7 protein-coding genes are annotated in these 13,591 nt (G+C 39.9%); 6 read left to right on the forward strand and 1 reads right to left on the reverse strand.

Features of this window, described 5'->3' with window-relative positions:
* The first annotated feature begins 1 nt into the window (after position 1).
* From GJ691_RS01230 to GJ691_RS01250, 5 genes are all read left to right on the forward strand, one after another.
* Positions 2-1,525 carry a RagB/SusD family nutrient uptake outer membrane protein gene (locus GJ691_RS01230; protein ID WP_154362947.1) on the forward strand — a complete coding sequence of 508 codons (1,524 nt, stop codon included), beginning with the start codon at positions 2-4 and terminating at the stop codon, positions 1,523-1,525.
* A gap of 23 nt (positions 1,526-1,548) precedes the next feature.
* Positions 1,549-3,057, forward strand: coding sequence for a SusE domain-containing protein (locus GJ691_RS01235; protein ID WP_154362949.1), 1,509 nt, complete (start codon positions 1,549-1,551; stop codon positions 3,055-3,057).
* A gap of 109 nt (positions 3,058-3,166) precedes the next feature.
* Positions 3,167-6,517 (forward strand): alpha-amylase family glycosyl hydrolase, encoded by a 3,351-nt coding sequence (locus GJ691_RS01240; RefSeq protein ID WP_154362951.1) that lies wholly within the window; start codon positions 3,167-3,169, stop codon positions 6,515-6,517.
* Positions 6,514-7,218 carry a hypothetical protein gene (locus GJ691_RS01245; protein WP_246200077.1) on the forward strand — a complete coding sequence of 235 codons (705 nt, stop codon included), beginning with the start codon at positions 6,514-6,516 and terminating at the stop codon, positions 7,216-7,218. The genes GJ691_RS01240 and GJ691_RS01245 overlap by 4 nt, the downstream gene beginning before the upstream one ends.
* Positions 7,219-7,266: 48 nt before the next feature.
* Positions 7,267-9,123: a glycoside hydrolase family 13 protein gene (locus GJ691_RS01250; protein ID WP_154362953.1), complete on the forward strand. Its 1,857-nt coding sequence runs from the start codon at positions 7,267-7,269 to the stop codon at positions 9,121-9,123.
* Positions 9,124-9,144: 21 nt separating this feature from the next.
* Here the strand turns inward: GJ691_RS01250 and GJ691_RS01255 are convergent, their stop codons facing one another.
* The gene (locus GJ691_RS01255; protein ID WP_154362955.1) at positions 9,145-10,185 is read right to left on the reverse strand and encodes a LacI family DNA-binding transcriptional regulator; all 1,041 of its coding nucleotides are present in this window, start codon (positions 10,183-10,185) and stop codon (positions 9,145-9,147) included.
* Positions 10,186-10,518: 333 nt separating this feature from the next.
* On the opposite strand from GJ691_RS01255, the gene GJ691_RS01260 reads away from it, so the two are divergent.
* Positions 10,519-13,581 (forward strand): SusC/RagA family TonB-linked outer membrane protein, encoded by a 3,063-nt coding sequence (locus GJ691_RS01260; RefSeq protein ID WP_154362957.1) that lies wholly within the window; start codon positions 10,519-10,521, stop codon positions 13,579-13,581.
* Positions 13,582-13,591: the final 10 nt, after the last annotated feature.

Raw genomic sequence — 13,591 nt, forward strand, 5'->3', positions numbered from 1 at the left:
TATGAAGAAAATAATATTAATTCTTTTTTGCATACTAGCAAGCGTTCAAGGGTGTACTGATGATTTGAACACAGAACCTTTGGTAGAACAGTCGTTGGACGACTTATTAGCTAATGATCCCGATGCCGTTTCAGGAATTTTATCCCGTTTATATGCATCGTTTGCCCTCTCTGGACCTGATGGTCCCAGTAGTGGTGACATTAGTGGTGACACTGGGGAATCCCCATTCTTAAGAGGAATCATCAATCTACAGGATTTTACTGCTGATGGCATGAAAAACCGTTGGGGGGATGATGGCTTGGATCAATTGACCACTACTTCCGACTGGGATGAAAACAATAAGTTTTTCGGATACATGTATAATCGAATCTATTATACCATACCACAAGCTAACAACCTATTGTCTATTTTAAATTCGGTAAGCATAGATGGCCAAGATCAAGTAGTCGGGGAAGTGAAATTTTTACGAGGACTCGCCTATTATTATCTCATTGATACTTTCGGTAAAGGTGTTTTGGTGACTGAAAATGAAATCGGGGTTTCCGCCCCTTTACCTGAAGCTACCAGAGCAGAGCTTTTCACTTTCGTCGAAAATGACCTACTAGAGGCTGAAGCACTGATATCTAACACTAAATCATATGGCCGGGCCAACAAAGCCGCCGTTCAAATGTTATTAGCAAAACTATATCTTAATGCCGAAGTTTATATAGGGGAAGATAGATACTCTGAGGCTTTGACCTTTATTAAAAAGGTAATCGATGAAGGCGGTTATACCTTAGCCCCAGATTTTGTAAGCAATTTTTCAGGGGATAACGACTCTTCATCTGAAATTATTTTCACTTTAATTGCAGATTCCGAAACCAGTCAGAGTTATGGGAACACTACCTATATCGTAAATGGTAGTATGGGCTCGGAAACAATGCCTATTATAAACTTTGGAGCCGCGGAAGGCTGGTCTGGCCATAGGGCCACCAAAGCATGGTATGGGTTATACGAGGATAATGACGATAGGGGCGAACTTTTCTGGACGGAAGGACACAACTATGAAATGGCCGACTACAAAGCATGGACAGACGGTTATCCTTCGGTAAAATTTCGCAATTCAGGATTTTCAACAACACTTCCTGCGACTACTTTTTCAAGTACCGATTTTCCATTTTATAGATTGGCCGATGCTTATTTGATATATGCCGAATGTGTATTGCGCGGTGCTGCCGGTGGAGATGCTTCACAGGCATTGAACTATGTAAATGAAATTAGACAGCGCTCTAATGCCAATACCATTGGATTGTCCGAATTAACCCTAGATTTTATTCTTGATGAACGCGCTAGGGAGTTAAATTTGGAAGGACAACGAAGGACCGATCTTATCCGATTTGGAAAATTCACCGGTAGTTCTTACATCTGGCCATGGAAAGGAAATACGGCACAGGGAACTTCCATCCCCGATTATTACAACCTGTTCCCAATACCATTATCGGCATTGGAAGCAAACCCTAACTTAAATCAAAATCCTGGTTTCTAAAAAATAACAAAACAGTACATACTATGAAAACTATTATAAAAAACTTCTTTAAAATTCTGCCCTTTATATTAGCGGCATGGCTTATTAGCTCCTGTGACAATGATGATGTAGTTCCTAAATTTACACTATCACAAGCTTCAGAAGATGCTGCTTTCTCTTTTTCCGCAGCAGATGAATATTTGATATCTTCGGGCACTATGGATAATGTAGCTGAAAGGTTCGTCTGGAATGAAGTTGATTTTGGTGTACAGACTGAAATCAACTACCAATTACAAGGTTCCATAGACAATACATTTTCTGCTTATGATCCTACAACTGAATATGATTCAGGAACTTTAAGTGTAACCAATGCAGAGGTAAAAGTGTCAGATTTAAACAACCTTGCCACTCTTTTAGGTTTGGAGGCCGGTGACAGTGGACAAGTGTATTTTAGAGCTAGGGCCTTTGCTGGTTCTGGAGAAGGTGCAGATGCCGTTGATTCCTATTCGGATGTTATGACCTTGAATATTTCAATATTGGAGGAAACCAGTAATGAAGGTCCTAACTGTCCTTCAATCTGGGTTGTGGGCGCTGGCGCCACTGACGCAGGTTGGGGTTGGGATAGCCCAATTGAATTTCTTTGTACTGATAATGTATACAAAACCAATATAAATTTAACCAATGATGCTTTCCGATTTTTCCTAACGGAAGGTGATTGGGATTCAGGTCAAAATTTCCCATTTTATGTTGATGAAGGCTATTCCATAGATTCTAATTTCGAAGATGCTCTAGATGGTGATAACAACTTCAAATTTATTGGTACACCCGGTAAATATTCTCTAACCGTAGATACAATTAACAAAACCATTAAATTAAGCCCTCCAGAAGCTGAAGAACCTAACTGCCCATCTATTTATGTAGTTGGTGCAGGTGCCGTTGACGCAGGATGGGGCTGGGATACACCTATCGAGTTTTTATGTACTGACAGCGTGTACTCAATGAACATTAACCTAACAAATGATGCATTCCGCTTTTTCTTAACAGAAGGAGATTGGGATTCTGGGCAAAACTACCCTTATTACTTGGCAGAAGGATATACAATCGATCCATTACTTGAAGATGCCGTGGATGGCGATAATAACTTCAAGTTTAATGGCACTCCTGGTAAGTATTTATTGACCGTTGACACAATAAACAAAACAATTACCTTAGGCATTCCACGTGCAGAAGAACCTAACTGTGATTCAGTATGGGTTGTAGGTGCAGGAGCAGTTGATGCCGGTTGGGGCTGGGATACGCCAATCGAATTTACTTGTGTAGATGGTGTTTACAGTGCAAGTATTAACTTAATTAACGACGCTTTCCGTTTTTTCCTAACAAAAGAAGATTGGGATTCAGGTCAAAATTTCCCATTTTATATTGGAGAAGGATATACAATTGATTCAAACTTTGAAGATGCTTTAGACGGTGATAATAATTTCCGATTCATTGGCACACCTGGAACATACTACTTATCTGTTGACACAGTAAATAAAATCATTTTACTACGATAGGGTAATATAATTTCCTATTTAAAAGGGCTGTTCTATACAGCCCTTTTTACCTTTATCTAGGTACGATATAGATTGGGCTTAACACTATTTGAATCATTAACTGAAAAACATGAAAAAATTATTACTATTAGTTCTGTTCACGCTTTTCCTGAACTTTGGTTTCGGCCAAGTTCAAAATGGTGTTTTTTCCACAACACCCACAACGTTTACCGAAAACGATGAAATAACCATCACGGTTTCTGGCTTAGACCTTACGGCATGGAGTGTATCTGATGTTTATTTATGGGCTTGGTATGAAGATAGTGATGGCAATCAAGCAGATTCCCCAACCAATGGTTCATGGACAAGCTCTGATGAAACCCAAAAAATGACGGATAATGGTAATGGCACCTATAGTTACACCATGACGCCTTCCACTTTCTATGGTACCACCGGCATTTCACAAATTGGAATGCTCGTAAAGGCCAAGGACGGTACAGGGGATAAAAAAACACAAGACCAAACCTATGATGTCGGAGGTTACCAATTGGTACTCACATCACCTGCCCAAAACACGACCATAGTTACTTCAGGCACTTCCTATTCTATTGAAGCAACTGCTTCAACAAATTCGAGCTTTGTACTTTCAGCAAATAACACTATAGTCGATAATTCGGTTACTTCAGCTACTTCATATTCCTTTGATTATAGCGTAAACGCCACGACAAATTTTGAATTGGAAGTTTCCAATGGTACGGAAACCTTAATGGTAACCTTTACATTGGCAGTTAGTCCGACCGTGACGGAAGAAGCTGTTCCCGACGGACTTTTGGACGGCATCAATTTTGATGACACCGACCCTACCAAAGCTACCTTGGTATTATACGCCCCAGGAAAGGAATTCGTACATGTAATAGGCGATTTCAACAATTGGGAAATCGATGACAACTACCTAATGAAAAAAGATGCCTCTCAAGATCGTTTTTGGATTGAACTGACTGGGCTCACCCCCGATTATGATCATCTCTATCAATATCTTGTGGAATTTGACATCAATATTGCCGATCCGTACTCCACTTTGATTTTGGACGGGTATGGCAATGATGATTACATTGATGACACCACCTATCCAGACCTTCCTTCCTACCCGGCTGGACAGTCACATGCGATTACCGTTTTGCATACTGGCGAAACTGACTATACTTGGCAGACTACTGACTTTGACCCACCTGCAAAGGAAGATTTGGTGGTTTATGAGATATTGATCCGTGATTTTGATGAACTTCATTCTTTTGATGCGGTAAAAAATAGATTGGACTATTTGGAAGCATTGGGTATCAATGCTATTGAACTTATGCCGGTGAGTGAATTTGATGGCAATGAGAGTTGGGGCTACAATCCGTCATTCCATATGGCATTGGATAAATATTACGGCACCAAAGACGCCCTAAAATCTTTTATAGACGAATGCCATTCCCGCGACATAGCCGTAATATTGGATGTGGTTTACAACCATGCATCTGGCCAAAATCCGTATTACCGTATGTGGAACACCGATAATGGCGGCACAGGCGGGCAAGCAAGTGATGACAACCCATTCTTTAACGCCACTGCCACCCATTCCTATAGTGTTTTCAATGATTTCAACCATCAACAACAGGCTACAAAAGATTATGTAAACCGAACAGTAACCTATTGGATAGAGGAATTTCAAATCGATGGAATGCGCTGGGACCTTACCAAGGGCTTTACCCAAAACTGTACTTCATCGGACGATAGTTGTACCAATAGCCCACAGGCAGATCGCGTAGAAGTTTTAAAAGGCTATGCGGATAACCAATGGGCTTCGGATGAGGATTTTTATGTGATTTTTGAACATCTGGGACAAATTGAGGAAGAAGAACAATGGGCCAATTATAGGGTTGATGAAGGTAAGGGCATCCTTTTATGGAACAAAATGTCCGACCCTTACAACGAGGCTACCATGGGTTACAATGACAGTAGCAAATCTGATTTTTCGAATGTTTCCTACATTTCAAAAGGTTTTGACCAACCTTCCGCCGTATCCTATATGGAAAGTCATGATGAGGAACGTCTTATGTACAAAAACCTACTTTATGGTAATTCCGAGGGTTCCTATGATGTTACTGATGAAAGTACTGCCTTGGGTAGAATGCAGACCGCGGGAGCTTTCTTTTTTACCGTTCCCGGACCAAAAATGATATGGCAATTCGGGGAATTAGGTTATGACATATCTATTGATGAAGGTGGAAGAACAGGTAACAAACCCATTCTTTGGGAATATGCCACTGAACCCGACCGCTTTGCCATCTATGAAACTTGGAAGGATCTGATTAAATTAAAACTGGAAGAGTCCATTTTTGCGACTACGGACTTTTCTTTGAATCTGGACGCCGCAACCGGACTTAAAACGATTCACCTAACAGACAACACCGCTACAGGTGATGAAATCAATTACGTTACCATAGTCGGGAATTTTGGTGTTACATCTCAAGAGATCGTTCCCGATTTTCAAGAAACGGGAACTTGGTATAATCTATTGAATAATAATGAGCCCTTGGAAGTAACCAATACTACCAGTACTATTGCGCTTCAACCTGGGGAATTCATTGTTTTTGCGGATAATCCCAGTCTCGCGTTAATTAACCCCAACGATTTGGATGCCGATGGTGTTCCCAATACCGATGACCTTTGTGCCAATACGCCTTTTGGGGCCACGGTAGATGTAAATGGTTGTGAGATATTCTCATTACCAACTTCCAATTTCTCGGTTAAATCCGGCAGTGAAACATGTCGCTCTAGCAACAATGGCAGCATTTCAATTTCCGCTGTGGAAAATTACAATTATTCGGCAACCCTTTCCGGCACTACAGATGCCACAAATGCATTTACATCGGAAACGGAATTTTCCGGACTTTCCGCGGGCAATTATACGGTATGCATCACCATTGAAGGGCAAACCGATTATGAACAATGTTATGACCTCACCATCACAGAACCTGAGGACCTATCGGTAAGTTCTAAGGTAGATACAAGTACTGGTAAGGTTTCACTTAGCTTAAAAGGAGGTAAGATCTATACCATAAACCTGAACGGTGAAGTTTTTACTACGACCCAAAACGAAATTACCCTGAATCTGGAAGCACAAACAAACACCATGAGTGTTTCTACAGATAAGGATTGCCAGGGGTACTATGAGGAAACCATTGTTTTGGCGAGTGAAATTTCGGTATATCCGAACCCTGTAAAAGATAGTCTGTTGTATTTAGAACTTGGAACTATTAGCGACCCTTCTGTAAACGTTGAAATCTATACATTTTCGGGCAGACAGATTTCCATATCGGATCATTATGTCAACAATGGTCAGGTACAGATCAATGTATCGAACATTCCTAACGGATTGTTTGTTTTAAAAATACATACAGCCCAAAAAACCTATCACTACAAAATCGTAAAATGATGAAAACCGTAAAATATACTCTTTCAATACTACTCTTTGGCATTTTGATTTCCTGCGGAGGTGGTGGGGATGATGACAATCCGGACCCTGTGATAATAACACCCCCCGATGCGGCAACATTGGTGTTTCCCGAAAACAATACCGAATGCTTGGAAGGTACCAATATATCGGACACCGAAAGCAGTGTTACCTTCTTATGGAATCCTTCCGACCATACGGATTCCTATATCGTAAATCTCCGGAATTTGGATACCAATACTTCGCAGACATTGAATGCAAGCACCAATGAACTGGAAATTACCCTACTCAGGGGAACCCCTTATTCTTGGACAGTAACCTCCAAAGCCAACGATACGGATGATACTGCGGAAAGTGACCTTTGGAAATTCTATAACGCAGGACCGGCCGTAGAGAATTACGCCCCATTCCCAGCAGATGTGGAGTTCCCTACAATGGGAGCCAGCATCAACGCAGGGAATACAACTTTAAGTTGGACTGGAAGTGATGTGGATAACGATATTATTTCTTATGACATTTACATTGATGAAAGTAATCCACCAACCACCTTATTGGGGAATACCTCCTCGAACGGCATTGCTTTTGATGCCGTGTCCGGAAAAGTATACTATTGGAAAGTAGTAACGAATGACACGGCCGGAAATACATCAACCTCTGAAATTTTCCAATTTAAGGTGAATTAAAGGTTTAAAATATTCAATACATCATCAAATCAGTTAAAATCGGACCAAATGAAAAGGATTCTATTTATACTAACAGTAGTTCTACTACAAAGTTCAACGAGCTACGGGCAGCAACCTATAAATCGCGTTGAGCCACCCAACTGGTGGATTGGAATGCAATACAATGAGGTAGAATTAATGGTCTACGGACAGGATATCGCTTCCTATTCCGTTTCCCTGGATACCTACGAAGGGGTAACCTTAAAACAGATCAAACAAGTCCCGAACGAAAATTACCTGTTTATAGATTTGAAAATCGATGAGCGTACGCTACCTGGAAACCTTACTCTCCGTTTCACTAAAAATGGAACCGAACCCGTTATTCACTCCTACCCATTATTGAAAAGAGACCCGGAAAGCAAAAGAGTGGCAGGTTTCAATACCTCAGATGCTATTTACCTGATCACACCTGATAGATTTGTAAATGGTGATACTGGTAACGATACTGTCGACGGACTCAAGGAAAAAGCGGATAGAACCTTTAAGGGAGGAAGACATGGCGGTGATGTACAAGGCATCGTAAATAGTTTGGACTACATCAAAGACCTAGGTTTTACTGCTATTTGGATCAATCCAATTCTGGAAAACGACATGCATACCTATAGTTACCATGGTTATTCCACCACCGATTTTTACAAAGTAGATCCAAGGTATGGCAGTAATGAATCATTTAAATCATTGTGTAAGGAAGCCAGCGACAAAGGCATGAAGGTCATTATGGATATGATTGCCAACCATTGTGGATTAGACCATTGGTGGATGCAAGACCTACCATCAGAGGATTGGATCAACCAATGGCCCGAATATACCGAGACCAACCACAAAAAAACAGTGATCCTGGATCCCTATGCCTCAAAAATAGACTACAAGCAATTCTTCGACGGGTGGTTCGTACCTAGCATGCCCGATTTGAACCAACGCAACGAATCCATGGCCAAATACCTGATACAAAACACCCTATGGTGGATTGAGTATTCTGGTATTTCCGGTATTCGAATGGACACCTATCCCTATCCCGATATGTATTTTATGAGTGATTGGACCAAAGCGGTGATGGATGAATACCCCAATTTTAATATCGTTGGCGAAGAATGGGTAACGCGACCAACCATTGTCTCGTATTGGCAAAAGGGAAAGGAAAACAAAAATGGATATACGTCATATTTAAAAAGTCTTATGGATTTTCCATTGCAAAATGCCTTAGTCACTTCGTTGAACAAAGAGAAAACCTGGGCATCCTCATGGACCGATCTTTATGAAACCCTAGGACAGGATTATTTATACCCCGACCCCAATAATCTGGTAATTTTCCCTGACAATCATGATATGAGCAGGATCTACACCCAATTGAACGAGGATTTTGATAAATACAAATTGGCATTAACCTATATCGCTACCGTTCGTGGTATACCTCAAATTTACTACGGAACTGAAATATTAATGAAAAACCCAGGAACAGAGGATCATGGAATCATTCGATCTGATTTTCCCGGGGGATGGAAAAACGACAAGATAAATGCCTTTACCGGAAAAGGCCTATCGGCTAAGGAGAAAGAAGCCCAAGAGTTCGTAAAAAAACTGATGAACTGGAGAAAGAATTCAACTTTGGTACATCATGGCAAATTAATGCACTTTGCTCCGAAAAATCAGGATGAAATCTATGTCATGTTCCGTTATGACGACAAAGAAAAAATCATGGTCGTCCTGAATAAGAATACCAAAGACATGGAACTGGACCTTAAACCATACAAAGAAATTCTTGGCGACCAATTGACTGGAAAGGATATATTATCCGGTAAGGAATTCACAGCGGCAAAAAAAATATCGGTAAAAGCAATGGGTTCATTGATTATAGAGATCGAATAAAATATTCAGTCAAAAGTTTGATTATAGAACGGTAATTCCATTTATGGTGGACTCCCGTTCTATAATCGTAGACTTAATAATCTCTGTACGGTATGGTTCCTCCTCTTCATCCTGTGTGTTTTCTATCCTGTGAATCAGCATTTTTGCAGCAACTTGTCCCATCTTAAATCCGTGCTGTGCCATTGAAGTAAGACCAGGTTTGGCATATTTGGACAGAATGCCATCCGTGAATCCGATGAATTCCATTTCTTCAGGTACCTTAACCCCTTTTTGTTGTACTAGGTTCATGCAATGGACAGCGAAAATCTCATTTACACAAATAACCGCATCAATCCCATGAGTGTTAAAAAATTCGTCTACCTTACCATTATCCAAATCGGTAAATGGTAATCTTAAAATTAATTTTTCATCAACGGGCAACCCGAAGGTTTCCAGTGCCTGTCTATATCCTGATTCTCGACCCTTACTAACACTGAAATAATCTTCAGTAGTAATCAAGGCTATTTTTTTTCTACCATTTTCAATGAACTTTTTCACTGCCAAAAAAGCCGCTTCTTGATCATTGATCAAAACTTTATCACATTCTATCTCATCGGTAACGCGATCAAAAAGAACGAACGGAATCCCATAATCCCTCACTTGACTTAAATGATCAAAATGGTTCTTTTTTTGTGTTTCTGCCGATAAGGCCATAATAAAACCATCAACACTGCCATTTGCCAAAAGCTCCATATTTATAACTTCCTTTTCAAGGGACTCATCCGAAACGCAGGCAATAACATTATATCCCCTTTCTTTGGAGTAATGCTCAATACCCCTGAAAACCGTAGTAAAAAAATAATGTACAATATCGGGTATGATCACCCCTATATTATTGGTACGCCTACTCTTAAGGCTTATCGCAAGATTGTTCGGCCTGTAATTATAAAGTTTGGCGAATGCCTGCACCTTTTCTATCGTATCGGCGCTAATTTCACTACTGTTTTTTAGAGCTTTTGAAACTGTTGAGATAGAAACCTCCAACTCCCGGGCAATGTGTTTTAATGTAATCTTAGTTTTCATGATGTGGTGCTTAATTTAAGTTTTACCACTGCATTTAAAGGTCTTGATCCTTCTTTTTAAAATTAAGATTTTTTTAGGATAAAGAGAAACAAAAACCGACCTAAAAAAAATCTACTTCAGATTAACATAATTACCATTTCAATATTTTTTTAGTATAATATATATGTTATTAATAATTATTGTAAATTGATATTTATTATTTCCTATTTCAATTAAGTTATTAACACGCAAACGTTTTCGTTGTATTTAGATGCCAACAGGCCTATTTTTTAACATTTATTTATATATTTTTAGATACTAGAACAAAATTAACTCAACTTAAATCAATTCTTTATGAAGATTTCATTACTACGAAGCTTCTTGCTTATCGGGGCATTTTTATGCTTTGGATGGGCACAAGCTCAAGAGGTATCGGGAACTGTTTCCGATGCCAATGGTCCCTTACCGGGAGCAAGTGTTGTCGAAAAAGGGACAACCAATGGAACGCAAACCGATTTCGATGGCAATTTTACCATTAATGTTGGTGAAAATGCCACACTGGTAATTAGCTATGTAGGGTTCAGTACTACAGAAATAGCCGTTAACGGTAAAACCAATATCGCTGTTACGCTAACTGAAGATGCCCAGGCATTGGAAGAGGTAATAATAATCGGTTACGGAACTACAACGGTTAAAGATGCAACCGGCTCCGTTTCCTCGGTTACCTCTAAAGATTTCAATCAAGGGGTCATATCCTCGCCCGAACAGTTGATTCAAGGAAAAACATCAGGAGTCCAGATATCCCAGTCAAGTGGTGAACCTGGTGCAGGTATCGCCTTAAGAATCAGGGGTACTGGATCAGTGCGAGGCAACAACAGCCCATTATTCGTAATCGATGGGGTTCCTGTCTCCAATGAAAGTGTATCTGCTTCTGCTGCTGATGTCGGCGTTGGTTCTGGTGGTGCTAAAAACCCATTAAACTTCCTGAATCCAAGCGATATTGAAAGTATGAGTATTTTAAAAGATGCCTCTGCTACCGCCATTTATGGTTCTAGAGGGGCTAATGGTGTAGTAGTTATTACCACAAAATCCGGAAAAGGCGGCGGAACAGATGGACAATGGGGCTTTTCGAGCACCCTGAATATTTCCAAGTCCGCAGACCGCTATGACCTGTTAACCTCTGAGGAATTTGTTGCCAGAGGTGGTGCCAACCTAGGTGGCTCAACTGATTGGCAAGACTATTTATTTAGGACTAGCGCGTCAACAGACAATAACTTGTCTTATTCCAGAAATTACGGATCTGGAAACATAAGGGCCACATTCGGTTATTCTAAACAATTTGGTATTATTGAAAATACAGATTTAGAACGTATTACGGGTAGGGTCAATTGGAATCAGAGATTTTTAAATGATAAGTTAAAAGTTGGTCTTCAAACAACGGTTTCAAGAATTAATGATAAGGCACCTTTTATAAGTAGAACTTCTGGAAGTACTGGCGATTTATTAGCTGCCACCTATTACTCCAATCCTACTAGGAATGCTGATCCAAATTCAAGTGCCGCACCGGATAGAAACCCAGCGAACCTTTTGGCCTATTACGATGACAATACCCATACCGACAGATTTCTTGGAAATTTATCTTTAGATTATTCCTTTACAGACGAGCTTTCCGCTAAATTAAATTTAGGGATTGACACATCAGAATCTACTAGAGGTCAGGTTGCAGGACCTCAAATTTTAGCTTTGGATAATGGTGCGCAAGATAACGGAAGGGCATCGGTCAGTAATTTGGACACCCAAAATAATTTGATGGAAATCACTGTGAACTACAATAAAAAATATGACAATTCCCATTTGGAAGCACTTGTAGGTTATTCATTTCAAGACTTCAATAGAAAAGGTCAAAATATTCTTGGACAAGGCTATAACACATCTGATTTAAACGGTATCGTCAGTACTACAGAGCAAACATATAATGCCACCCGAAATCTTGCTAGCAACTATCAGGGCTATGGCATAGGAACCTTTCAGGACGAACCGGATGCAGGAGATCAATTTAGAATATTAGGTCTTTTCCCTGACATTAATCAGAGTACCGGAAATTTACCTAACATTCCTATTAACGCTTTTTCTGTAGACACTTTTGATTATACCGACGAGTTACAGTCTTTCTTTGGTAGATTGAATTACACCCTTTATGACAAATACTTGTTTACGGCAACTTTTAGGGCAGATGGCTCTTCAAAATTTGGTGGCAATAACCAATATGGATATTTTCCATCAGCAGCATTTGCTTGGAAACTAAATCAGGAAGATTTTGTAAATGAAGAAGTTTTCTCCACTTTAAAACTAAGATTAAGTTGGGGTATAACCGGTAACCAAGACGGACTTGGTTATGGTAATTTTGTAAATAGGACAAGATGGGATGCGCTAGGTATTGATGCAGGATCACAATTATCATCACCCGCTACTTCCGAGGTCGCTTTTGCCAATCCTGATCTTAAATGGGAAGAGACCGCACAATACGGCTTAGGTATTGATTTTGGTTTCGGAAATGACAGATTTACAGGTAATATCGATGTTTATAGAAAAGAAACTACGGATATCCTTTTGAATTTACCCGCTGTACAACCAGCCACTTCACCTTTCGTATTCCAAAATGTTGATGGAACCATTCTTAACCAAGGAATTGAATTGGGGCTGGATTATGACATTGTACGTAAAGAAAATTTTACATGGAACACCAATTTCAACATCTCGTATAACCAAAATGAACTTCAGGATTACAATGGACCAAACCTACAGGCCGGTAATTTATATGGCCAAGGTCTTTCAGGTAGTACTTCCCAAATCTTGACTAACGGCAAACCCTTATATACGTACAACTTACGTTTAGTCGACGAAAACTACAATGTAGACGCTAATCCTACAATACTGGATAAATCAGGACTCCCCAAAGTTATAAGTGGTTTATCTACTAGTGTAAATTACAAAAACTGGGATGCTTCCTTGTTTTTTTCAGGTCAATTTGGCTTTTATGTCTACAATAATACAGCCAATGCACTTTTTGCATCGCCACAGATTGGAAGTAGGAATAATCTAAAAAGTGTTGTCGATAACGGGATTACATTATCTGCAACGAACCCAAGTACATTCTTCTTGGAAAAAGGGGACTTCGTAAGACTACAAACGGCGTCGATTTCTTACAACGTTCCATTAAGCGGAGACGGATTGTTCAAAAGTATGCGTTTTAGTGCCATTGGACAGAATCTATTTTTGATTACGGATTACAGTGGACTCGATCCAGAGGTCAGTACTTCGGACATCCCAGCAAATGGATTACCATCCGCTTCAATAGATTATCTATCCTATCCAAGACCAAGAACTATTAGTTTTGGATTTAACGTTACCTTTTAAAAAACATAAA

Source organism: Maribacter luteus, assembly GCF_009674825.1.
Classification (GTDB): domain Bacteria; phylum Bacteroidota; class Bacteroidia; order Flavobacteriales; family Flavobacteriaceae; genus Maribacter_A; species Maribacter_A luteus.

Coding starts and splice junctions, on each gene's coding strand:
- GJ691_RS01250 (WP_154362953.1), top strand. CDS start 7,267: ATGAAAAGGATTCTATTTATACTAACAGTAGTTCTACTACAAAGTTCA.
- GJ691_RS01240 (WP_154362951.1), top strand. CDS start 3,167: ATGAAAAAATTATTACTATTAGTTCTGTTCACGCTTTTCCTGAACTTT.
- GJ691_RS01235 (WP_154362949.1), top strand. CDS start 1,549: ATGAAAACTATTATAAAAAACTTCTTTAAAATTCTGCCCTTTATATTA.
- GJ691_RS01255 (WP_154362955.1), bottom strand. CDS start 10,185: ATGAAAACTAAGATTACATTAAAACACATTGCCCGGGAGTTGGAGGTT.
- GJ691_RS01260 (WP_154362957.1), top strand. CDS start 10,519: ATGAAGATTTCATTACTACGAAGCTTCTTGCTTATCGGGGCATTTTTA.
- GJ691_RS01245 (WP_246200077.1), top strand. CDS start 6,514: ATGATGAAAACCGTAAAATATACTCTTTCAATACTACTCTTTGGCATT.
- GJ691_RS01230 (WP_154362947.1), top strand. CDS start 2: ATGAAGAAAATAATATTAATTCTTTTTTGCATACTAGCAAGCGTTCAA.